18 protein-coding genes are annotated in these 23,655 nt (G+C 40.8%); 13 read left to right on the top strand and 5 right to left on the bottom strand.

Annotation, left to right across the window (positions count from 1 at the left end; all coding sequences use genetic code 11):
* Positions 1 to 282 precede the first annotated feature (282 nt).
* The 10 genes from J1G40_RS05785 (at position 283) to J1G40_RS05740 (ending at position 13,942) form a co-directional block, all read left to right on the top strand.
* Positions 283 to 639: a hypothetical protein gene (locus tag J1G40_RS05785; RefSeq protein WP_265241661.1), complete on the top strand. Its 357-nt coding sequence runs from the start codon at positions 283 to 285 to the stop codon at positions 637 to 639.
* 43 nt (positions 640 to 682) lie between these two features.
* On the top strand, positions 683 to 5,644 hold the full coding sequence (locus J1G40_RS05780) for a 2-oxoacid:acceptor oxidoreductase family protein (protein ID WP_265241660.1): 4,962 nt from the start codon (positions 683 to 685) through the stop codon (positions 5,642 to 5,644).
* Between the two features lie 15 nt (positions 5,645 to 5,659).
* Positions 5,660 to 7,018 carry an electron transport complex subunit RsxC gene (gene rsxC / locus J1G40_RS05775; protein ID WP_265241659.1) on the top strand — a complete coding sequence of 453 codons (1,359 nt, stop codon included), beginning with the start codon at positions 5,660 to 5,662 and terminating at the stop codon, positions 7,016 to 7,018.
* A complete protein-coding gene (locus tag J1G40_RS05770) occupies positions 7,011 to 8,030 on the top strand; it encodes an RnfABCDGE type electron transport complex subunit D (protein WP_265241658.1) in 1,020 nt (339 codons plus the stop codon). The genes rsxC and J1G40_RS05770 overlap by 8 nt, the downstream gene beginning before the upstream one ends.
* A complete protein-coding gene (locus J1G40_RS05765) occupies positions 8,027 to 8,740 on the top strand; it encodes an FMN-binding protein (protein WP_265241657.1) in 714 nt (237 codons plus the stop codon). The genes J1G40_RS05770 and J1G40_RS05765 overlap by 4 nt, the downstream gene beginning before the upstream one ends.
* Entirely contained in the window at positions 8,733 to 9,365 is a 633-nt protein-coding gene (gene rsxE / locus J1G40_RS05760) for an electron transport complex subunit RsxE (protein ID WP_265241656.1), read from the top strand. Before J1G40_RS05765 ends, rsxE begins: the two co-directional genes overlap by 8 nt.
* Entirely contained in the window at positions 9,362 to 9,946 is a 585-nt protein-coding gene (locus J1G40_RS05755) for an electron transport complex protein RnfA (protein WP_265241655.1), read from the top strand. Before rsxE ends, J1G40_RS05755 begins: the two co-directional genes overlap by 4 nt.
* Positions 9,947 to 10,212: 266 nt before the next feature.
* Positions 10,213 to 11,070 carry a hypothetical protein gene (locus tag J1G40_RS05750; RefSeq protein ID WP_265241654.1) on the top strand — a complete coding sequence of 286 codons (858 nt, stop codon included), beginning with the start codon at positions 10,213 to 10,215 and terminating at the stop codon, positions 11,068 to 11,070.
* A gap of 58 nt (positions 11,071 to 11,128) precedes the next feature.
* Positions 11,129 to 11,995, top strand: coding sequence for an RnfABCDGE type electron transport complex subunit B (locus J1G40_RS05745; RefSeq protein WP_265241653.1), 867 nt, complete (start codon positions 11,129 to 11,131; stop codon positions 11,993 to 11,995).
* Between the two features lie 534 nt (positions 11,996 to 12,529).
* Positions 12,530 to 13,942, top strand: coding sequence for a C-type lectin domain-containing protein (locus J1G40_RS05740; RefSeq protein ID WP_265241652.1), 1,413 nt, complete (start codon positions 12,530 to 12,532; stop codon positions 13,940 to 13,942).
* A 386-nt stretch (positions 13,943 to 14,328) separates the two neighbouring features.
* Here J1G40_RS05740 and J1G40_RS05735 read toward each other — a convergent pair whose 3' ends face one another.
* The 5 genes from J1G40_RS05735 to J1G40_RS05715 all read right to left on the bottom strand — a co-directional run bounded on the left by J1G40_RS05735 (position 14,329) and on the right by J1G40_RS05715 (position 18,718).
* The gene (locus J1G40_RS05735) at positions 14,329 to 15,042 is read right to left on the bottom strand and encodes a DUF4382 domain-containing protein (RefSeq protein ID WP_265241651.1); all 714 of its coding nucleotides are present in this window, start codon (positions 15,040 to 15,042) and stop codon (positions 14,329 to 14,331) included.
* Between the two features lie 174 nt (positions 15,043 to 15,216).
* On the bottom strand, positions 15,217 to 15,426 hold the full coding sequence (locus tag J1G40_RS05730; protein ID WP_265241650.1) for a DUF2892 domain-containing protein: 210 nt from the start codon (positions 15,424 to 15,426) through the stop codon (positions 15,217 to 15,219).
* Positions 15,427 to 15,593: 167 nt separating this feature from the next.
* A complete protein-coding gene (locus J1G40_RS05725; RefSeq protein WP_265241649.1) occupies positions 15,594 to 16,211 on the bottom strand; it encodes a Crp/Fnr family transcriptional regulator in 618 nt (205 codons plus the stop codon).
* A 152-nt stretch (positions 16,212 to 16,363) separates the two neighbouring features.
* Positions 16,364 to 17,254, bottom strand: coding sequence for a hypothetical protein (locus tag J1G40_RS05720; RefSeq protein ID WP_265241648.1), 891 nt, complete (start codon positions 17,252 to 17,254; stop codon positions 16,364 to 16,366).
* Between the two features lie 21 nt (positions 17,255 to 17,275).
* A complete protein-coding gene (locus J1G40_RS05715; RefSeq protein WP_265241647.1) occupies positions 17,276 to 18,718 on the bottom strand; it encodes a hypothetical protein in 1,443 nt (480 codons plus the stop codon).
* 117 nt (positions 18,719 to 18,835) lie between these two features.
* On the opposite strand from J1G40_RS05715, the gene J1G40_RS05710 reads away from it, so the two are divergent.
* The 3 genes from J1G40_RS05710 (at position 18,836) to J1G40_RS05700 (ending at position 22,822) form a co-directional block, all read left to right on the top strand.
* The gene (locus J1G40_RS05710; RefSeq protein ID WP_265241646.1) at positions 18,836 to 19,360 is read left to right on the top strand and encodes an RNA polymerase sigma factor; all 525 of its coding nucleotides are present in this window, start codon (positions 18,836 to 18,838) and stop codon (positions 19,358 to 19,360) included.
* Between the two features lie 47 nt (positions 19,361 to 19,407).
* Positions 19,408 to 20,319 carry a FecR family protein gene (locus tag J1G40_RS05705; protein WP_265241645.1) on the top strand — a complete coding sequence of 304 codons (912 nt, stop codon included), beginning with the start codon at positions 19,408 to 19,410 and terminating at the stop codon, positions 20,317 to 20,319.
* A gap of 91 nt (positions 20,320 to 20,410) precedes the next feature.
* Positions 20,411 to 22,822 (top strand): TonB-dependent receptor, encoded by a 2,412-nt coding sequence (locus tag J1G40_RS05700; protein ID WP_265241644.1) that lies wholly within the window; start codon positions 20,411 to 20,413, stop codon positions 22,820 to 22,822.
* The last annotated feature ends 833 nt before the right edge of the window (positions 22,823 to 23,655 follow it).

The following is a 23,655-nucleotide window of genomic DNA, read 5'->3' as shown; positions in this document are numbered from 1 at the left end:
GATCTAACGACAGGATAAAGATGCGTCGTAAATCTATTCAGATTATTGAGTACTTCTTAACCGAAATCTAAACTACATTCAAAATAGCGCTTTCAGAACAATAACTCATAGGTGTTATGCAGGATTAAACCAGAGATGACATAAAAATAAAAATGGTCGGATATTTCAATTTGCGCTATACATGATAAAAATCATAGAATCCACTTATGACTTTTGATACTTTTAAAAAGTATTCCTTAAAGAAATTCTTCGGTTACCGATAGTAAATTAAAAACATATAGTATGGACGCAAATAAAATCAAATCAAATTTTGAGCAAGCAGATCAACACATTAAAGCAGCAAAAAGCGAATTGAATCGACCCGCTGAGGATGTCGTGCCTTTTATGGTATGTCGAAGTGCCCGCTATGCCATATCCAATTATTTACAGGGGTTTTTATTGAAAAACGAAATTGAATTTGATGAAGAGGCTTCCGTGGAGACTTTACGGGAAAAGTGCCTTGCTATAGATGATAAGTTCAAAACCTTTGATTTGAGTGCTATAACATTCGCTAGAGATGATGAGTATAGCGCAGAATTTGATGAGATGGAAAATAGTATTGATTTAGCCGAACAAGCAAAACAGTTGGTTGGTGCATAAGACTATGGTAATTAAAAACAAATCTATCAAATAGAGGATCATCATGAGCAAATCAATATTAGGAAAAATAGGCCTCCCCAAAAATGTAACAGAGTATAAAGACAGGAAATCAACCAAATACAAATACCCAGGTAAGCCAGTAGCCATGGATGGAAATTCGGCGGCAATCATGTGTGAACGTGAATCTACCGATGCCGCCGGGGCATATCCCATCACACCATCGACGCAAATGGGGGAGTTTTGGGCCGATGCGGCGGCCAAGGGACATCTGAATATTTCTGACAGACCATTAATATTCGTTGAACCCGAAGGCGAACATGCAGCAGCTGCGGTTACTGCGGGTTTGTCGATGACCGGTTTGCGCGCCTCGAACTTTTCATCGGGCCAGGGCATTGCATATATGCACGAATCACTCTATGCGGCAGTAGGAAAGCGCCTGACCTATGTTTTGAATATCGGCTCACGTGCGATGACCAAATCCACCTTAAACGTACATGCAGGTCACGATGATTACCATGCCGTTGATGATACTGGTTTTTTCCAAATGTTTGCAAAAAATGCACAGCATGTTGCCGATCTCAATATTATCGCACATCGCATTGCGGAATTAGCACTTACCCCTGGTATTATTGCCCAGGACGGTTTTTTGACCACCCATTTGATAGAATCTTTTCTTTTACCAGAACGTGAATTGATCAAAGAATATCTTGGGCGACCTGATGATATGATTAAAACCCCAACACCTGCACAAAGTATTATTTATGGAGAAACACGTCGTCGTATTCCGGAACTGTGGGATGTAGACAACCCGGTGATGGCTGGTATTGTACAAAATCAGGATTCTTATATGCAGAGCGTTGCGGCGCAACGGCCATTTTTCTTTGATCATATTCAGGAATTGACAGATCAGGCGTTTGAAGAATACCATCGATTCACGGGCAGGCGCTATCAACGTGTGATGACCTATAGGGCAGACGATGCCGATTACCTTATTTTAGGTCAGGGAAGTTTGGTACCCAGCGCAGAAGTCGTTGTGGATTACCTAAGAGAAACCCGCGGGATAAAAGTCGGGGTGGTCGACCTTGTTATGTTCCGACCTTTCCCCGCTGATATGCTTGGTGAAATATTGAAAGGAAAAAAAGCCGTTACCATATTAGAACGACTGGATCAACCATTGGCTGTCGATTCGCCAATCACTCGCGAAGTCCGATCTGTTTTAAACAAGTGTGTCGAAAACGGCATGAATAAAAAACAGCATCCGTATCCTGAATTGATTTCTTATTCCATATCTGATATGCCCGCAGTTTACTCTGGTTCCTTCGGTATGGGAAGCCGGGACTTACAGCCGGAAGGAATCATTGGAGCCATAGAAAATATGATGCCCGACGGAAAACATAAAAAAAAGTTTTACCTCTCTATAGATTTTATTCGAGAAATTCCACACTCGCCAAAACAGAAAGCCTACCAGGAAACCATTGTAGAATCCTATCCGCATGTCAAGGAGTTGGCCGTTCGAGGTTCAGAAAACCCGAATCTTATGCCAAAGGATGCTATAACCGTCCGTTTCCACTCTGTAGGTGGTTGGGGGGCCATCACCACTGGTAAGAACATGGCGATGACCTTGTATGAGTTGCTGGGCTATAACATCAAGGCGAATCCTAAATATGGTTCGGAGAAAAAAGGACAACCGACCACGTACTATCTTGCGGCTTCTCCTGAACCTATTCGAATAAATTGCGAGTATTTTTTTGTGGATGTTGTTTTATCTCCTGACCCTAATGTATTTAAGCATACCAACGCCCTGGCGGGACTAAAAAAAGGAGGTAGTTTCATCATTCAAAGTGATAAAAAAACACCAGATGAGGTTTGGTCCGATATTCCTAAGCACTATCAAAAGGTAATCATCGATAAGGATATCCATGTGTTTTATATGGATGGATTCAAAATTGCACGCGAAGAAGCCACCGATCCCGAACTGCAGTTGCGCATGCAGGGAATTGCCTTCCAAGGTGCATTTTTCGCAGCTTCTCCATTAATGGAAAAATCTGGGTTATCAGAAGAAAAATTGTTGAAGGCCATCGAAGACCAATTGCACCAAAAATTTGGGTCTAAAGGGCAACGCGTTGTTGATGATAATTTGAGGGTGGTAAAACGGGGCTTTGATGAAGTGCATGAAATTACGAATAAAGTATTGGGTGCCGGCCACGAGGCCAAGAGAAATGGCCAGGCCAATCTGCCCATTCCAAGGATGCTAAAAGAAATCCCGCAAAGTGAATCACAGTTAAGTGACATTCATCGCTTTTGGGAACAAACAGGCAATTTCTATTTGCGCGGCATGGGAAATGATAACCTTACCGACCCATTTATCGGCCTGAGCGTAATGCCCGCGGTTTCATCAGTGTTCCGCGATATGACGGGTATACGCTTTGAACACCCAGAATGGATTCCAAACAACTGTACGGCTTGTGGCGACTGTTATACGGTATGTCCGGATACGGCTATACCCGGACTTGTAAGTGAGGTATCTGATGTCTTTGATACCATTGTGAAACGGGTGAAGAAGCATCACGGCAAACTAGAGCACTTGCCCAAAGCTGTGCGTAAAATGGAAGGCCATGTCAGAAAACTGTTCTCCACTTCAAAAAATGGGGCAACTGTCAATGATTTCATTCACCATGCCATCGATATGACAATTGATGATTCTAATGACGGTACGGAACTGAAAAGGGAATTTGATTGGTTTAAGGAAGAATTGGGCGAATTTAACTTTGCATTGACCAGACCGTATTTTGATTTACATGAGAAAAAAGAAGAAAACAGTGGCGGTTTATTCAGCATTACCATTAATCCCAATACATGTAAGGGGTGTATGGAATGTGTGGCGGTCTGTAATGATGAGGCTCTGATCAAGATACCGCAAACAGAAGGTTCGATTGTAAAACTTAATAAAGAATGGGATTTGTGGATGGACTTACCAAATACACCACAAAAATTCAATCGTATCGATGACCTGGAAGAGAAAATCGGGCCGCTGGAAACTATTCTATTAAATAAAGATGCTTACCTGAATTTCGCCAGTGGTGATGGGGCTTGTTTGGGTTGTTCCGAAAAATCAGTGGTTCATTTGTTCATAGCTACGGTTGAGTCACTTATGCAGCCACGTATTGAAAAACACATGGCACGTCTTGAGGAGCTGGCCGATAAACTAGAAAAACATATCCAGGGGAAGTTGATGAATCGTGTAGATTTGACCGATTCAGATACCATGTCGAGAATTGTTGCTGAAATGCAAAATTCAGATTTAACCATGGCCGAAATTACCAGAAGGTTGGAATCTGTTCAGGGCGGTGAACCGATTGACCAGGAGTGGCTGCGTAATGTAACACAACTACTGGCCCAATTGAAGAAACTGAAATGGAAATATGCCAATGGTACCACTGGCAAGGGTCGCTCCAATATGGGCATGCTTAACTCTACCGGATGTACTTCTGTATGGGGGAGCACTTGGCCGTTCAATCCGTATCCATTCCCATGGGCTAACCACTTATTCCAAGATTCACCATCTATGGCAATGGGCATTTTTGAAGGACATATGGCTAAGATGGCCGAAGGCTTTAAAGCCATTCGTAAGGCAGAATTAGAGCTCGATGGAAAATATGATGCAACTGAACATGACGACTTTTTCACCTACTTCACCTGGCAGCAGTTTAGCGATGAAGAATGGTTGCTTTGCCCACCGGTGGTGACACTTGGGGGTGATGGTGCGATGTATGATATTGGCTTCCAAAACCTCTCAAGGATGATGGCTTCTGGAAAACCAATTAAAGTGATTGTCGTAGATACGCAGGTATATTCCAATACAGGAGGCCAGGCTTGTACTTCCGGATTTATTGGTCAGATTTCAGATATGGCGCAATATGGTAAAGTATGGAAGGGAAAGAGTGAACCTAGAAAAGAGATCGGTCTCATTGCCATGGCACACAGAAACTCCTACGTAATGCAAGCAACACTGGCCAATACAAGCCAAATGATAGAAGGTTTTATCGATGGTTTGATGACCAGACGACCAGCCCTTTTTAATCTCTATACTACTTGCCAACCCGAACATGGGGTGGCAGACGATCTGGGTGCACATCAAGCTAAGCTTGCTGTAGAATCAAGGGCATATCCGATATTTAAATACAATCCGGATAATGGAATAAAAGTGCAGGAGGCCTTTGATTTGTCTGGCAATCCGGCCATGGATCAGATATGGCCTGCATACGATCTGAAATATCTGGAATATGGTCAGGAACGTACGATGAAATTACCGATGACTTTTGCCGACTTTGCATTGACGGAAGCTCGATTCAGAAAACACTTTAGAAAAGTTCCTCGTAGCGCCTGGAATGAGAATATGATGCTTTTGGCAGACTTTTTAGAACTGGATGAAAGTGATCGTGAAGGTAAATTCCCTTATATCTGGGCGGTGGATAGAAGTCAAAAACTCAATCGAGTTTTGGTAGCGAAACCAATTGTAGAATCCTGTGAAGAACGAAGGGACTTCTGGTTGATGTTGCGCGACCTTGCTGGAGTAGAAATAGATAACCCACAGGAAGAAAACCTGGAGGAAAAAATAAGGAGCGAGGTAGTAGGAAATATTGCACAAGGCCTTATGAAACTTGCCGGTGGCACTGGAGATAGCATTGTACAAATGGCCATGGGCCAAGCCGAATCAGCCGACCTGATGGTCGAAGAAATGTCATCAAATGGAGACTATTTGGCACCTTGGTTGGAAACGGATGAATGCACCTCATGTGACGAGTGTATAAAACTCAACCCTAATATTTTTGCTTACAACGAAGATAACAAGGCATACATCAAAAACCCGAAGGCCGGACCCTATGAAGACCTGGTTAAAGCGGCAGAAAAATGTACGGCCGGAGTGATTCATCCCGGATTACCAACTGAGCGATCTGCAAAGGACATTGAGAAATGGATAAGCCGAGGCGAAAAGTATAATTAATATACACAAGGCATAATGGGATTTTTCAATTTTCATAAGAATACCTTTAAAAATGGTATTCACCCACCAGAGAGCAAGGACGAAACCAATGATCTTCCCATTAGGCAATTTCCCTTTGCTCCGGTCATTATTTTGCCTATGGCCCAACACATTGGAGCACCATCACAAATTGTTGTTCGCGAAGGGCAGGAGGTACATCGAGGGGAACTATTGGCCAAAGCTGGCGGCTATGTATCGGTTCCTATGCACGCTCCGGTTTCCGGTATTATTCGAAAAATCGCCAATGTTCCGACCATTTCCGGAAAAATGTCTCCTGGTATTTTTATTGAAACCTTTCCCTTTTCCACTCAAGAAGTGCTCGAAGGAAATCCAATTGACCCCGATACGGCCACGGCTGAAGAAATTCTCCAGGGAATTCAAGATGCAGGAATTGTAGGCCTTGGCGGGGCCGCTTTTCCAACCCATGTGAAGTTGAAAGTGCCGGAAGGGAAAAAGTGTGAGACCTTGATTATCAATGGCATTGAATGTGAACCCTATCTGACAACAGACCATCGCGTGATGTTGGAGCAGGAAAGTGACATTTTTACCGGAATCAAGTATTTATTGAAAGCTACGGGTGCCAAAAATGCTATCATTGGTATTGAAGCCAATAAACAAGATGCCGCAGATCATTTAGCAAAGCATATTCCAAAAGAATTACCTGTTACCATAAAAGTACTTCCTGTCAAATATCCACAGGGGGCAGAGAAAATGTTGATCACTTCCATCCTCCGGAAGGAAGTTCCTTCGAAAGGGTTTCCTATAGAAGTGGGTGTGGTGGTAGTGAATGTTGCTACCGCTGCCGAGATTGGGCGATTATTGCCCCATGGTCGTGGTATCCAGGAGCGGGTGATCACCATTACGGGCCCAGGAGTCAAAAAGAAAGGAAATTATCTCATTCCTGTAGGTACGCCATTGCGTTTTGTTCTTGACCAAGTGGGTGTTGACGAAGAAATAAGTGAAGTATATATGGGCGGACCAATGATGGGTGTAGCAGTTTCAAATCTTGATATATCCATTGTAAAGGGAACTTCGGGCATTTTGGTGTTTACAGGGAAAGATGTAGATCGGTCATCCAAAATTTATCCCTGTATTAAATGTGGAGCCTGTGTAGATGCTTGTCCTATTTTATTAAATCCATCAAAACTGGGTATCCTGGCAAAATTTGAAGCTTACGATCAAATGGTTTCGGATTATAATTTGATGGACTGTTTTGAATGTGGATCATGTACCTATGTATGCCCATCACATATCCCGTTGGTACAGTATTTCCGATTGTCAAAACGAATTGTTCGAAAGCGGGAAGCCGTAAAAAAAGAGGAAGTCAATGCTTAAAAAGACATTAGATATTAGCTCATCGCCCCACATTAACAAAGGGCGAAGTACCGATGATATTATGAAAAATGTCGTTTGTGCACTTATGCCCGTGGTATTTTTCTCTTTCTATTCATTTGGGTTGAATGCCTTATTGGTCATTCTTACCGCTACGCTTGCCTGTGTATTGACCGAGCATTTTTTGTGTAGGCTTTCTAAAAAAGAAACTACGGTTAATGATTATTCGGCCGTAATTACCGGCTTGTTATTGGGGCTTACCTTACCTCCTAGTTTTCCATTGTGGATGGCTTTTGTTGGTGGGGTTATTGGTATTGCCCTTGGCAAATATATCTTTGGCGGACTGGGATACAATGTATTTAATCCGGCACTGGTGGCCCGGGCTGTTTTGCAGGCTGCCTTTCCAGTGGCAATAACTACTTGGCATCCCGCTTTACTGCCTGATCGATTTTCTACTATTTCTGGGTCGGTCTTTACCTGGCCGTTTATGCAGCCACAATTTGACGCTATTGCAGGGGCAACTCCGCTTTCGGCTTTTAAATTTGACGGAATTACCACACCAACAATGGAGTTGGCTTTTGGCCAAATCAGTGGTTCAACCGGAGAAACTTGTGCTGTCATCATTGCGTTGGGCGGTCTTTATTTAATTGCCCGAAATATGATGAGTTGGAGAATTCCAATGGCGGTAGTATTAAGTGCTTTTGTGCTAAGCGGAGCTCTTTATTTATTCAATAGAGAACTGTATCCTTCTCCTTTCTTTATGGTGTTTTCCGGGGGGCTGATGCTGGGTGCCGTATTTATGGCTACGGATATGGTATCCTCTCCGATTACGCCGATCGGTTTGTGGATTTACGGAGGCATTATTGGCATTCTAACGATAGTAATCCGCATTTGGAGCGGTCTTCCAGAAGGCGTTATGTATTCCATTTTATTGGCGAACGCTATTTCTCCCCACATTGATACGGTGGTCAAAAATCGGGTATATGGAACAAACAGAAAAATGAAAGCTGCATGAGCGAAGCTGCGAATATAGAAATACAAAAACCTTCGAATAGCATGAAGATGCTAAGGGTTATGGTGGGTATTGGAATAATAAGTGCCTTACTTATTGTGTCTGCTTACGAGTTGACTTTGCCACGTGTACAGCAATTAAGGGCTGAGGCCCTGGAGAAGGCAATTTTTAAAGTCCTTCCGGGGACGGTTCGCACCCAAACTTTAGGTATAAATGCCGATGGGGACTTGGTGGAAATAGCTGATGGTGATACACCTGAATTTACATGTTATGCAGGATATGATAAAAACGAGAAACTTGTGGGGTATGCAGTTGACGCCGCTGGTCAAGGTTATGCGGACATTATCAGAATACTATATGGTTACGACCCTGAAGAGCAAATTTTGATCGGATTTCAAGTTTTGGAAAGCAAAGAGACCCCGGGACTCGGAGATAAAATAGAAAAGGAGCAGGGATTTCTTGACAATTTTAAAGCATTGGATGTAAGCCTTGCCAATGATGGACAGCTCAGGAACAAGGTCATTACCGTGAAAGAAGGTAAGAAACAAAACTCGTGGGAAATTGATGGCATTAGCGGTGCAACCATTTCTTCTAGAGCCATAGGGAAAATTGTTGGTGAAAGTACATTGAAAGTGGTTCCCATTCTATATCACAATTACATTAAGGTGGATGATACCCAGTCCGATAAAAAACAAATAGAAAGCAATGAGTAACGATAATTCCTCATCAAGAGAGAAGGTTGCCACTACCGATGAATTTATCAAAGGTCTATGGCGTGATAATCCGGTATTTGTGCAAGTATTGGGTATGTGTCCGGTATTGGCAGTATCAAATACGGCAGAAAATGCGCTTGCTATGGGTTTGGCAACAGCTTTCGTCTTATTGATGTCGAATATCTTAGTATCCTTACTGCGAAATTTTATTCCAAGGCAGGTGCGTATTGCCTCGTATATTCTCATCATCGCAACTTTTGTTACCGTTACCGATTATGCCATCCAGGCCATAAGTGTCGAGTTATATAAAAGCTTGGGTGCCTTTATCTCGCTTATTGTGGTAAACTGTTTGATTTTGAGCCGTGCAGAAGCATTTGCATCGAAAAATACGGTGTGGAAATCCATTCTTGATGCACTGGGTATGGGTATAGGATTTACATTCGCACTTTTTTGCCTGGGGGCCGTCAGGGAAATACTTGGCAATGGTTCTATTTTCGAATGGAGCATTTTTCCCGAGGGATTTCAAAATTGGATTGTAATGATATTACCAGCCGGCGGTTTTTTTACACTCGCAGCCTGGTTGCTTATAATTAATGTGATACAGACAAGAAAAGTAACATCATGAATACAGAGTCTCTAGGAACAATTTTTCTCAATGCCGCCTTGGTCAATAACTTTGTTTTGGCCTACTTTTTAGGTATTTGTCCTTTTTTAGGTGTATCCGGAAAAGTGGAAACCGCCTCAAAAATGGGAGCTGCCGTTATGTTCGTGATGTTGATCAGTTCGATGTGCGCTTATGGTATTCATGCATTTTTGGTGGCCATAAATGCCCCCTATCTGCAATTGATCAGTTACATTGTTGTGATTGCTTCAACGGTGCAATTGGTTGAAATGTTTATCAAAAAAATGAGTCCGACATTATTTCGGTCTTTGGGTATCTTTCTGCCCCTGATTACAACAAACTGTGCCGTACTTGCTGTGGCATTGTTTCAGACAAATAAAGGATATGGGTTTTTAGAGAGTGTGGTCTATGCCTTGGGAGCCGGTGTTGGCTTTACATTGGCCCTGTTATTAATTGCCGGTCTGAGGGAACAGTTGAATTTTGCCGAAGTACCTGGTATTTCCAAGGGAACGGCGTTGACATTATTTATCGCTGGTATTTTGTCGCTTTGTTTTATGGGCTTTGCAGGCCTTGGTGCTCAATAAAGAAAAAAATTATGTTTCAATCACTCATCATCGGAATTGGCCTTACCCTAGCTTTAGTAGTGGTATGGACACTTGTACAGGTATCTTGGAAAAATGTATTTCGAGAAGAATACTTAGACGAAGACGTATTGGCAGGTCGAAGAAGCTGCTCAAATTGTGGTTGTACCGGTATTTGTGAAAGAAAGGGAAAAGAGTGAAACAAAATAAGAAGATTCTAGCGAAGTGGAAAAAGTTAAAATGAGTTCAATAAGAAATAAATAATAGATATGGCACATTTATCAGATTTTGATATAGAAAAACAGTACAAGGCAGTCGTTAAAAATACATCACGACTTACACCACCGGACACCGAAGAAGTACGTGAGATCGTACTTGAAGTAAAAGATCCGGAATTTGAATGCGAAGTGGACCAAAGCTTCGGGGTATTGACTAGCGCCACAGGCGATTTTGGAAACACCCTGCACCATAGGCTCTATAGTGTGGCTGATTTGCCAAAACGTGTCAAAGGAAACCCACAGCTTACCATGTTGGTAAAACGCTGCTCTTACGTTGACGATTTCAGTGGAGAAGAGTATCCAGGTGTTGCTTCAAATTATTTATGCGATCGAAAAAAAGGCGATGAAATCACGGTTACCGGTCCATTTAAATTACCTTTTAACGTTCCGGAGGACAAGACCGCTAATTTAATTCTTATTGGTATGGGTACCGGTATTGCACCTTTCCGGGCATTTATCAAGCATATTTACAAAAATGTTAAAGATTGGGAGGGGAAAATTCGGTTGTTTTATGGTGCGCGCAGTGGCTTGGAATTGTTGTATTTAAATGACAAAGATGGAGATCTTACTAACTATTATGACGAAGCAACCTTTGAGGCTTTTCATGCGCTGAGCCAGAGACCACATTGGGCAGATCCCATTGAACTGGAAAAGGCACTTGAAGGGCAAACGTCTGAGCTGATCGAGTTGCTTTCTATGTCTAATACCTATATCTATGTTGCTGGCTATGAAACCATTCACAAAATGCTCAATAAGGCATTTACCAATATTTTAGGTTCAGAAGAAAAATGGCGACTTCGCAAAGCCGAATTAGTCGCTGGCAGAAAATGGGCTGAAATTATTTATTAACCCGTATTGAGAAATAAAAAAGTAGAGACTCATGCTATCAAATAAATTCCCGAAATAATTGTCTATCCTCGTTGCCATAGCAGCACTCGGAGGTTTAACCTTGCTTCTTGCGGCAATTCTTATTATTGCCTACAAGAAACTCTATGTATATGAGGATCCGCGAATTGACATGGTGGAAGACATGTTGCCCCATGCCAATTGTGGTGCTTGTGGGTATCCGGGTTGCCGACCCTTTGCAGAGGCTCTGGTTCTTCAAAAAACCTTACCCGGTAAGTGCACGGTCAGTACCGATGAAGGCAGGCAATCGATAGCTGAATTTCTGGGTGTTGACCTGGGAGTTGAAGAAAAGCAAGTTGCTCGTCTTGCTTGTGCCGGCGGCACAAACGTAGCGATCAATCGTGCACAGTATGTTGGCGTTCAAAGTTGCCAGGCAGCCACGCTGATATCGGGTGGGGGCAAAGGCTGCTTTTGGGGATGCCTTGGCCATGGGGATTGCGAGCTTGTATGCGATTTTGATGCAATAACAATGAACGAACATGGTTTACCCGTTGTAGATACAGAGAAATGCACGGCCTGCGGTGATTGTGTGGAAGTCTGCCCTAAGGATTTATTTTCCATAGAACCAATAAGCCACCGCCTGTGGGTAGCTTGTAAGAACCTGGAACATGGCGATGCCATTCTTGAAGATTGCCAGGTGGCTTGCACCGCCTGCGGTAAATGCGCCATGGATGCCCCTGGAGAATTAATAGCTATGGAAAACAATTTGCCCCTAATCAATTATGCCGAAAATCATAACACACAAGTGCCCATTAAACGATGCCCCACCGGGGCTATTGTTTGGTTGGATGATGACGGAGTGGCCATTAGGGGGAAAGAAAGCAAGAAAATCATTCGCAAGGGGAATCGCTCTATGGGGAATTCATAGTGCTTACGTTGCACTTTAACTAGTTCCTTTGTATCCAAAGTGCAAAAGTCCGTATATGTCGGCCGGTGGAGTTGGTAAGTTAAAATAAACTCTCACTTCCAGTAAATTCTATAATTGTTTTCGAAAGTCGATTACAGGCGAAAGTCAAACGCTAATGATTTACCAATGCAGTGAAAAATTCCGATATAGGATAGATAACTTTTGTTTTGATATTAAAGCTAATTATATTTTCCGCTGAAAACCTGCCCGCATGCAGTTATGTAGCCACAGCCTTCCGGACATGTTGTTTTAAAAGCACTTTTTTTATGTACTATCGACAAAGCACCGCTCCGGCTTTGCCGGAAATTGTTCGTTTGGGGTTTTTCTGAGATAAAAACGTTTAAATAATGTAAGAAATTACAGCTACTTCATAACACGTTTTATACATTTTATACTGTATTTATCCTTGTTTACAACAAAATTTAAGCCGATAGTTTAATATGAAGTATTTTTAAAGTTGTGCCCTTGTATCATCCAAGATTGGCCAATGTCCCAATGAGAACACTACAAACCATTTCTATTGTTGTTTCTTTTTTCTTTTTCTGCCATCTCAGCGGACAAGAGACTATTGCGGATAATTTTCAGACCGTAAGTTATTCAAATAACGATGGTAGCCTAAATTTCTTAACTAACTGGGCTGAATCTGGCTCGGGCGAGACTACAGATCCAAGTGCGGGTAGAATTCGTGTAAATTCGAATGAATTGCGATTCAGAAATATGGATAGTGCAACTATTACCAGGACGCTAGACCTTTCTACTGTTGTTACGGCAACACTGACTTTGGATTACAATAGGACCAGTGGTAACGAGTCTATCGCAGTGCAGTTGTTTGATGGTACCAGTTATTCTACAATAGCGACCTTGAGCGGGACAGGATCATTGAGTTACGATTTAAATGCCAACCAGATTTCTGCTAATTCAGGAATTCGTTTTATATCTGCCAGCGGGGGATGGGGAAACTCTGAAACCGTTTTTATTGATGATGTGCTTTTTACGATAGCGTACCCTGATGAACCGCCATTGGTTGTAGGTTCAGGAGATCAGGTATACTGTCCTGGATCATCTGTTCCGGTAGCTCAAAGTATTACCATAACAGATCCTGATGATACATCAACAACAGCAGTTTATATACAAATTTCGGCGGGATATGTTAATGGGGAAGACCTATTGACATTGACAGGGAGTCATCCGAATATTACGTCTACCTGGGATGCTGTTCAAGGAGAACTTACATTACAGGGCCCTGCAACCTATGCCGAATTTGAACTTGCGGTGCTAGCAACTGAATACTCATCGAGCGCGGCAGCTCCTACAGGAACCCGACAATTTTCGATTACGGTAGGCGAAGCTAATTTTTTACCATCAACCGGACATTATTACGAATTTGTGTCAGATCCCGGTATAAGCTGGACGGATGCCCAGATAGCAGCAGACAATCGAACCTATTTTGGTTTACAAGGATATTTGGTTACGCTAACCTCACAAGAAGAGGCCGATTTCTCGGGGTCTCAAGCCCAGGGAGTGGGTTGGATCGGTGCAAATGATGTTGCAGTCGAAGGAGAGTGGAGATGGGTTACCGGTCCGGAGGCGGGAACCCAGTTTTGGAATGGCGGTATCGGCGGCACGGAATTGACTTTTGCATTTTGGAATACAGGAGAACCCAATAACTGTTGTGGGGGAGAGGACTATGCTCATATAACTGATAATTCTGTTGGAATTATTGGATCCTGGAACGATTTACCTAATGGGGGAGGTGGTGGTGCTTATGCTTCACAAGGTTATGTTGTAGAATACGGTGGTACAACGGGAGATCCAACTTTGAATATTACCGCTACAACTACCATTTCAATTAGCGGCTGCAGAATGATCACCAATAGGAGAATTACCTATAGGGTGCATCCGAATTGAGTTAGTATTTACTTTTGATTTCGGCCTCGCTGATTTGTTCTCAATTTACTTACCATAAATTATTTTGAACGTTTACGATATCCTAAACGAGGATTTGTAGCATCCTAATGAACCCTCCTGTTTTGTCTCAATTAGGCACAAATGATGCTGTATTTATCTAATAAAATTTGGAAATTAAACCTTCTTAATCAAATCACATGAAATTTTGATATCTAAACTTATGTGGTTTTTTGAATTTGGGCTTTATGGAAAAAGTTTTGCAGTTATTTTCCGTTGCTTTCAATCGTGTACAAAAGAAGGAAACTGTAATAACTTTAGAATTTTTAATTAAAAAAACATCCCCAAATATTTGAGGATGTTTACGTTTTTATATCGATCAAGAGCCTTTACTTATTTATCAAATCGGCAGTTTCCTTGATATTGTCCTTCAAATCTTTTGCAATTTCCTGGTTGCCATCTTCGTCATTAGGGAATATTTCTATAATCCCATTTACGTTACCATCGGCCGCTTGTGACAGGTCAATTTCTTTTAGAGAACCTAGAAATTGTGACATGTCAAATTCAACGGTAAAGTTGACCACACCTCCTGAAACTTCTACACCTGTGCTTCTGCCAACATCTAGATTTTCACTGGTATCATGCCAGAATACAAATGGTTGGTCGTCAATGGTACCCTCAATATAAATTGATCTGTCAAACAATTTATCAGTAGCGGGCAAATCCTCATCTTTATGGAATTTGAAACGTAACTCCTTGTAGATGCCGTCAGGAACGATGACATCACCAATGGTTTGGGTCAAAGCATCACTATTATCCAAAAGGTCAATTTGGTAAGGCCCCCTAAACTGGATCTCATCAGTATCTAAATTACTGTTGGGATCGTCATCGTTTTTAAATACGACATCTCGAATCGAAATTCGAAAATCTGTAAAGACCACATTTTCATTGTTCTTTCCCGTAAATGAGGCTGTTTTTGCGTTTGTTCCTGCAATATTGGTGGCTCCAACGGTTAGGCGTATTCTACTGGCGTCTCCATCATCATTGGAACAGCCGACCATGAATAGCGATAAGATCATAACAAATAAAAAAGTATGTTTCATAACTATAAGATTTGGTTACTAAATAATATTTAAACGTTTTTTTTATTGGATTTCGTTTATAAAACAATTGAAATCTAAAAATTCCTGAAAAAATCTATTTTATTCGACAAGGAGCATGAAAGAAAAAAGGGAGCGATTTGCCGCTCCCTTAGCATCCAATTAAGAAGTTAATGGTTAATTCTGCTTTACAGCGCATGTACTTATGCCAAAAGGGGCATAAAGAGGACAAAAACTAACAAAGCTGGTTAGTATAAATATTCCGGCCAATACAAGTAGTACTATCCCCAAAGTACCACTGATGGTCCCAGTGTAATAAAGTATCCCAATAATTGCTGCGATTACAAATCGGATAATTCGGTCAGCTGATCCCATATTTTTTTTCATCGTACTAAGTTTTAGTTGAACAATAATTAAATAATCAAAACAATTCCATTTATTGAAGCGCTACAGATAAGGCAAACGAAAAGCGGTATGTTCTTTTCTTTGCAATAACTTGTAATCTTTAGATCAAAAATAAATCAGCAAATTGGATTATGCAGTGACTAAAGTCACTACTTGCAAACCTGAATTTTATTGCCCAGTTGTTTCACCAGGCCTGCACCTTCTAATTTTTTAAGTGCCCGACTTATCACTTCACGGACCGTACCGAGTTCGTCGGCAATTTGCTGATGTGACATTCGGAGGGGATTTTCTCTTTTTAAGGAAGCCTTTTCCTTGAGATGTTGATATAAGCGTTCATCAATTTTATCGAAAAGGATGTGTTGAATGGTATCTAAAAGCTCAGCGTATCGGCCCTTATACTGTTCGAAGAAAAAGCTGTTGATATCCGGATTGGCAATGGTCAGCCCATATAGTTCGCCAACTGGAAGAAGCAGCACTTCGGTATCTTCCTCGGTAACCGCATAAACCTGACTTGGCTCGTTATTTATGCCGGCTGAGAAAGACATGATACAACTTTGGTCTGGCTGAATATAATAGAGCAAAAGTTCCCGGTCCTCGTATCGCGTATATACCTTTATCAGCCCTTTCCTGACTAGTGGAATTACCTTTACAAACTGACCTTCACGCAGAATTTCGGTGCCTTGGGGAAGCTCTTTCAAGGTGCCAACCTTAGCAATTTTTTTAAACAGGGGGTGGTATGTAGATGAATATTTATCAGCTTTATTCATTGCAACGTTCTAAGTACTTACTTTTCAGTGTAGATAAATATAAATAAAACTGCCCTAAGTAAATCTCAGGGCAGTTCATCAGACCTTTCTTTTTCATAGCCGGGGCCATTGATCCAGAAAGGTTCTGGGGGCTATATATAGAGGGGGCTTCCTTACTTTTCAAAAGTCAATAAATCCGTACCGCCGTTTCCGCCGCTTTCATGTATCAGTTCAATTTTATTGGGAGAATAAGAAATAATATTCCAATCTTCTGTAAGTTCACTAAAATCTTCAGGTGAGGCAAAGAATATATTGAAATCGATTTCTCCGGTAGAGTGGCCCTCTTCAAAATTACCCAGGGTACATCCATTTCTAAATCGCAAACGATCTTCATTGTTAATTCTCAAATCGACATTGGACTCTCCGTTATACAGTTCAATTTCATGCAACGTCCATGTATCTTCTAATTCCGGTAAGTCGGGTATAATGATTACTACCTGAATACCATTACCCAAACCCGAAGCTTCCCAGGTTCCCGAGAAATTATCGGTGGCAGTGGTGACATTAACGGTGCCATCTGCAGTAAAGTTGAAGGCGTAACCCGTAAAATTATTTTCTAAATCATTGTCGTTTCGCTCCAATTTATCTACAAACCAATTCTCACAGGCCGTTAGCACCTCGGTAAGTTGTTCTGGCGTACAGCTGTTACAATCGTCAACACTATCATCATTACTGGGACTATCATCATCCGAATTTTCATTGGAGTCATCATCAATAGTTACAGACCAAGTACCTGTTACGGTCATGTTACCATTATCCGCTACCAAACTTCCGTCCTGGTTAAAATTGAAACCATAACCTTCAAAATCTGCGGTCTCGTTTTTACCCGAATCCACAAAATTTGTAATGATCCAAGGGCCAATCACAGCCGTATTTGTGATTTCCTCGACATCGGCCTGTAATTGCACTAAATTGGGTATTTCATCACTCTCACTATCTGTGGTACAGGCTGTTACCAATAGTATCAGTGAAGCAAACGTTAGTTTAAAAATGTTCTTTTTCATAGTAATAAATATTTATTTGGGTTATTGTTTCGTAAAAATTAAGTCATCGGTACTTCCATCACCACCACTGACATCGCGAAGTTCTACTTGGGTATCGGAGACTGAAATGACATCCCAATCATCATTGAATTCGTCCAGCGGAATAACGGCGCCAAAGTCTAAAAACAGGCTGTCGTCACCATTTTGTACAGACCAGGTACCATTGGTTGTACTTCCATTATCAGCAATTACTGATCCATCTGTAGCAAAATTGAAAGTGAAGCCGTTGTAATTGTTGGTTTCATCAACACCATCATCGAGATAGTTTGAGACGGCCCAAAGTCCATTTAACAAAATAGTACTAAGGTCTGAACCTCCGTTGCCATCGCCTCCATTGTTTCCATCGCCAGTATCCGAACAATTGCTCCTGAACCTCAATCGATCATCGCCTATCCTCAGGTCTACGTCACTTTCACTACCACCCTGCTTAATTTCATGTAAGTTCCAATTGGCATTAAAATTGTTCAAATTGGGAATATTGATCACCACGGCGATATTGTTACCAGCACCATTGGTCTCCCAGGTACCTGAAAATGATTCGGAATTTGAATCGGCTGTCAAAGTACCATCACTGGCAAAATTGAAACGGTATGCTGTATATAGATCTTCTAAATCTTGGTCGTTACGCTCCAATTTATCCACACGCCAATCTGTACAGCCCACCAGAACCTCTGAAAGTTGATCTGTGGTACAACCGTCACAATCATCATCATTGAAATCGTAATCATCATCTTCATCACAGTCATCTCTGGCATTGTCAAGAACATCCTCGAGTTCATCAAGATTTGAAGCCAGAATTTCGGTTCCGTCAGATAAGATTACAGTGATGGGAAAGTTTACATTTACAATATCATCCTCATCTAATTCTTCAATAAACTCGTAAAGCTCCTGGTCATTAGATAAGGTAATGGTATCAATTACTTCATTATTTGAGTTAAATACCGAAGCTGTTATGGGATACTTAATATCCGCACACTCTATATCATCATCAAATTCATTTTCTCCGACGCAGTCATCAGTTACGTCATCTAGCGCGTCCAAATTATTGATGACCAATTGAGTAAAGTCAGGCAGCACAACGGTGATAGGGAAAATGATATCAAGTACGTCTTCGTCATCGTCGAATTCATCAAAAATGTCCTCAATGGTTTCAAGATCTTCAGGACTGTCTATTATGATTTCAACTCCACCCACTTGCACAGTCACCGGCAGTTCAATTGTAATGCAATTGGCATTGTCAATGATATTATCATTTGAACCATCTTTTGTTGCTGTATGCTGTAAAAGTATCGCAACATTAGAGTTAGCCTCAAGGCTTTCTTCCTGTGGACCCTCAATGAAAACTGATTCTTCCTCTCGACAAGAAACAAACGTCAGGGTTATGAAGAAGATAAACAAGCCAAATTGTTTTAAGGTTCTTTTCATAGCATAACTATTTTATGATTTCTACGTTCAGTAATAGAACAATCTAATCTTAAAAATTCCTGAAAGAAATAGAAGAATTTAAATTTTATACTTTTAATGCATAACCAACAAAGCAGTTTGAAAAAGGATTTACACAAGAATATATGCCAGGATTCCATATTTAAAGGTCTTTATGAAAGATTGGCGAATGACCTCCATGATTTCCTTTATTATAAGTATGGCGGAAAACTTTCTCCAAGTGATAAAGTACAAGAGGCATTTATTAAACTGTGGGAGAATTGCAAAAATATTACGCCAGGGAAAGCAAAGTCGTATTTGTATACCGTTGCTAATAACTTGATGCTTAACGAGGTAAAACATCAAAAAGTGGTGTTAAAATATCAACATGAAAACCCTAAAACACCGACCAGTGAATCTCCTGAGTTTCTTTTGGAAAAACAAGAATATTTTAAAAAATACCAGGAAGTACTCGCATCCTTGACCGAAGAACAGAGAATTGCCTTTTTACTTAACAAAGCCGAAGGGAAAAGGCACGAAGAAATAGCACAAATATTGGGAGTCACCCGAAAGGTTGTGGAATACAGGATTTATTCGGCTTTTAAGGTGTTGAAAGCCGAATTGGAAGGATTTAACATAAAATAATCAGGAAAAAAGGCATTCAGGTTGTTGTATATTAAATGGAGATGCGTATGAACAAGGATTACTTGATACAAAAATGGCTTACTGAGGAACTCACTCCAGAGGAGCAAAAGGCATTTGAAGCCCTGGAGGATGTTTCATTCTTAAAGGGCATTGCAGATGATGCCAAAAATTTCCGTGCATCACAATTCTCCAAGGCCAAAACATATAGCGACTTTAAGAAAGTTCTTGATATCCAAAAGGCCCCAGTTAGAAAATTATATTGGGTAAGGCCACTTATGCGAATTGCAAGTATTTTTATAGTGGGGTTCGCTATGTATTATTTCTTTTTTTATGAGAACCTTACCCATGTTGAGACCCAATTTGGTGAAAAGGTAACGATCAACCTGCCGGATGAGTCTTCTGTTTCGGTAAATGCGCTATCTGAAATTGCCTACAATGAGAAGAATTGGAACAAAGAGAGGAAAATCAAATTGGAAGGGGAGGCTTTTTTTGATGTCGCCAAGGGAAAACAATTTGTGGTTAGTACACCACAGGGAGAGGTTACAGTATTGGGTACGGAGTTCAATGTAAAGCAGAGGGAGAATTTTTTCGAAGTAAAATGTTTTGAAGGTACAGTAAGGGTCACTTTAGAAGAATATGAATCTGTACTCAATCAGGGCGATAATGTACGATGGTACAACGGGGTTGTTGAACAAAGTAAAAACACCTATTCTGTACCCCAATGGACCAAAAATATCAGTGATTTCCAAAGAGTGGCCATATCTCAGGTATTTTCAGAATTGGAAAGACAGTATGGGGTGACTGTCACTTTGGAGCATATAGATGAAAAACGCCTATTTACTGGCGGTTTTGTACATGACAACTTGGATAACGCCCTGAAATCGATAACAGTCCCTTTAGATTTGGACTATGTTATTTTGCAAACCGATAAAGTCAGGGTCAAGCCACGTGAGAAATAAGCTATCTTGTTTTTTTTATCTCTTAGCGATACTGAACTGTATGCCGTCTACAGCCCAGGAGACAAATGAAAATAAACCGTTGACAGAGATTTTGAACCAACTTCAAGACCGATTTGAGGTAAGGTTCAATTATGCATCAAATTTGATTGAGGACATCGCGGTCAAAACTCCCGACGATGCTGTCAGTTTGCAGGGTATAATCGACTCTCTGAAGGAAAGCACTGGACTTAATTTTATCTTTCTCTCTGATGGTGTTATTACCATTAAGGCTAAATCAACAGTGCTTTGCGGCTATATTAGGGATAAGGATACCAATGAACCACTGTCTTATACTACAATTCAGTACAATGGCAAAGGTACCATCACTAATGAAGAAGGATTTTTTGAATTATCAATAGATGATGCTTCCCATATAGTACTTATCAGGCACATTGGACATAGGACAATACGCAGTGAAGCACGGCTTTTCAATACTGCCAATTGTGGGGTCATCCATATGATATTTGAACAGCAAAAACTACCAGAAATAATACTGTCACATTATTTAATTCGGGGTATGCATAAATTGGATAACGGTGCCTTTCAATTGGATTTTGACCAATTTTCCATATTACCCGGACTGGTCGAAGAGGACGTATTGCAGTCTGTTCAGGCATTGCCAGGGATAACCAGTATTGATGAAACGGTTTCGAACATCAATATTAGAGGAGGAAGCAACGACCAAAACCTGATTCTTTGGGATAATATCAAAATGTACCAATCTGGTCATTTCTTCGGATTGATTTCTATGTACAATCCGCAAATAACACAAAAAGTGGCCTTACAGAAAAATGGCACATCTGCAGCATTCACGGATGGGGTTTCAGGAACTATTGCCATGAGCACCGACAAAAACATCAACCCAGGTTTCCAGGGCAGTCTTGGTGTCAATCTTATCGATGCGAATGGCTTCATAGATGCACCTATAGGAGAAAATGCATCGGTTCAGGTAGGGGCAAGAAAGGCCATCAGTGATTTTTTTGAGACGCCTACCTATTCAGAATACTTTGACCGAATTGCGCAAGACACCGAGATTGAATCCAATGATGCTTTGGTCACTAACTCCGATATCGAATTTGATTTTTATGATGTTTCACTTCGGTTTTTGTACAGGCCTGGCGATAAGGATTTTTTAAGATTGAATTTTATACATACCGCCGACGAAGTAGTTTTCAACGAAAGTGCTTTTATCGCAAATGATGAAGAGGTACGTGCAAGTAGTCTAGATCAGACTAGTATTGCCGGGGGCATCTATTACAAACGAAAATGGAACGACAGTTTTGAGACGGAAATAGATGTTTATGAAACTGACTATAAGTTAAGGGCTATAAATGCCAACGTTTTGGAGGATCAACGATTTTTACAGGAGAATATCGTTTCTGAAACAGCTGCCCGTTTTGTAGCCCATAATGAATTATATGAGAATTTTGTTTTGCGAAATGGCTATCACTTTGTGGAAACCAAGATCACCAATCTCGATGATGTTGACGACCCTATTTTTAGACGCTTGGAGGGCGAAGTACTCAGAACGCATGGAATTTTCTCGGAGGTTGATTGGTCAACTTCAGATGGAAATACATCTTTAAACGGAGGTGTACGCTTTAACTACTTGGGAAAGTTCAGGAGGCAGCTTTGGGAGCCTCGATTGAGCTTTAACCAACGCTTTTTAGGCAACTTTAATTTGGAGGTGCTAGGGGAGTTCAAGCATCAAAATACCTCGCAGATTGTGAATTTTCAAAATGATTTTCTCGGCATTGAAAAGAGGCGTTGGCAGCTTTCCGACGATATGGATATCCCTGTTATTCAAAGTAAACAGGGCTCTATGGGCATTAGTTTTCAAAAATCTAGTTGGCTGATCAATGCCGTAGGTTTTTTCAAAGAAGTAGAAGGTATTACCACACAAAGCCAGGGTTTTTTAGACAGCTTTGAGTTTGCCAGGACTTCGGGAAAATATGATGCTTTTGGCCTTGATTTTCTCTTACGAAAACAACTGCTAAAATGGAACCTGTGGTTGAGTTATGGATATTTAAATGGCACCTACAATTTTGAGGAACTGTCCGAAACTGAGTTTCGAAGCAATTTTGACATTTCCCATTCTTTATCCTCAGGCATTACTTTCTCCACTTCAAAGGTAAACCTTGCGGTCGGCGCCAATTGGAGAACGGGAAAGCCATTTACCCCAACTGCTATAGGCAATGACATTGTGGACGGTGATATCAATTATGATGAGGCCAATTCGGACGAACTGGAAGATTATTTGCGTTTGGATTTCTCAGTCATCTACACAACCAATATCGGAAAAAAGACCACCCTGAGGACCGGAATATCCATTTGGAATCTGCTCAATCGCGAAAATCCAATAAATACTTTTTTCAGGGTAAACCCACAAAACGAAGCGCAGCAAATTTTGCAGGAATCTTTGGGGATTACTCCAAATGCAAGTTTAAAGTTGATTTTCAACTGAATTTGAGGGTAGATTCGCATAGTCTTTACTATGCAATTCAGTGTCTTTGGCAAATGATTTATGTCAGGATTTATAGCATCCTAATGAACCCTCCTGGTAAATGAAAAGTAAGGGCTGGTGCCTTCACTCTTTTTTATTCATGGCGCTACAGAGCAATAGCGCAGGATTTACAGAATCCTAATTACATTTTCCGCTGGAAATAGAAAGCCTGAATGGCTGCGCCTTCTACATTTTACTAATGACGCCATACGGCAACTTAAAAAGGGATTTGGAGAATCCTAATGAACCCTCACTGCAAATAGAAAAGTGCTACGCCCAAGGGCGTAGCTTCTTTTTTATTCCCTTTATCTCAATCAAACTTCGTTTGTTTCGATTCCGGAAATAAAAAAGTGATTTGCTTTCACAAATCACTTTTCTGCTTGGTCGGGATGACAGTCCTAAAGCAGAAACCATATCACTTTGACTTTCAATATTTTACCTTACTAATTTAAAATTATACACCTAATTGCAATTTTTAAGCCAAATCAACTCAAATCTTGTCTTTAAATATGAATGAAATTAATAAATAATTCCAATAATAAAAATTAATCAGTGTTTCATCATTCTTGATTTTGTAATAACTCATACTTAATGCTAAAAGGCAATAACAATTGAATCTCAAGAAATAGCCATCTCAATTGTAAATCTTGACAGGTGTCATTTTAAAGTAATTTAAGAGAGTCTAGGGTTTCCTCTATCTGTATGTCGTCAAATAAATCTGAACTTTTTGGGTTAAAATTTAAGAGAGTGCTTTCACGAAGTTAAATGATTTTCCCTGGACTGTTTTTTTCTAG

Source organism: Muriicola sp. Z0-33, assembly GCF_026126425.1.
Taxonomy (GTDB): Bacteria; Bacteroidota; Bacteroidia; order Flavobacteriales; family Flavobacteriaceae; genus JAFMPW01.
This window is presented reverse-complemented; position numbering and strand designations above follow the sequence as displayed.

What these genes read in the sequence shown, in the direction of transcription:
- J1G40_RS05705 (WP_265241645.1), top strand. Translation starts at nt 19,408, where the DNA reads ATGAACAAGGATTACTTGATACAAAAATGGCTTACTGAGGAACTCACT.
- J1G40_RS05730 (WP_265241650.1), bottom strand. Translation starts at nt 15,426, where the DNA reads ATGAAAAAAAATATGGGATCAGCTGACCGAATTATCCGATTTGTAATC.
- J1G40_RS05735 (WP_265241651.1), bottom strand. Translation starts at nt 15,042, where the DNA reads ATGAAACATACTTTTTTATTTGTTATGATCTTATCGCTATTCATGGTC.
- J1G40_RS05755 (WP_265241655.1), top strand. Translation starts at nt 9,362, where the DNA reads ATGAATACAGAGTCTCTAGGAACAATTTTTCTCAATGCCGCCTTGGTC.
- J1G40_RS05740 (WP_265241652.1), top strand. Translation starts at nt 12,530, where the DNA reads ATGAGAACACTACAAACCATTTCTATTGTTGTTTCTTTTTTCTTTTTC.
- J1G40_RS05725 (WP_265241649.1), bottom strand. Translation starts at nt 16,211, where the DNA reads ATGAATAAAGCTGATAAATATTCATCTACATACCACCCCCTGTTTAAA.
- J1G40_RS05765 (WP_265241657.1), top strand. Translation starts at nt 8,027, where the DNA reads ATGAGCGAAGCTGCGAATATAGAAATACAAAAACCTTCGAATAGCATG.
- J1G40_RS05785 (WP_265241661.1), top strand. Translation starts at nt 283, where the DNA reads ATGGACGCAAATAAAATCAAATCAAATTTTGAGCAAGCAGATCAACAC.
- J1G40_RS05715 (WP_265241647.1), bottom strand. Translation starts at nt 18,718, where the DNA reads ATGAAAAGAACCTTAAAACAATTTGGCTTGTTTATCTTCTTCATAACC.
- J1G40_RS05770 (WP_265241658.1), top strand. Translation starts at nt 7,011, where the DNA reads ATGCTTAAAAAGACATTAGATATTAGCTCATCGCCCCACATTAACAAA.
- J1G40_RS05720 (WP_265241648.1), bottom strand. Translation starts at nt 17,254, where the DNA reads ATGAAAAAGAACATTTTTAAACTAACGTTTGCTTCACTGATACTATTG.
- rsxC (WP_265241659.1), top strand. Translation starts at nt 5,660, where the DNA reads ATGGGATTTTTCAATTTTCATAAGAATACCTTTAAAAATGGTATTCAC.
- J1G40_RS05750 (WP_265241654.1), top strand. Translation starts at nt 10,213, where the DNA reads ATGGCACATTTATCAGATTTTGATATAGAAAAACAGTACAAGGCAGTC.
- rsxE (WP_265241656.1), top strand. Translation starts at nt 8,733, where the DNA reads ATGAGTAACGATAATTCCTCATCAAGAGAGAAGGTTGCCACTACCGAT.
- J1G40_RS05780 (WP_265241660.1), top strand. Translation starts at nt 683, where the DNA reads ATGAGCAAATCAATATTAGGAAAAATAGGCCTCCCCAAAAATGTAACA.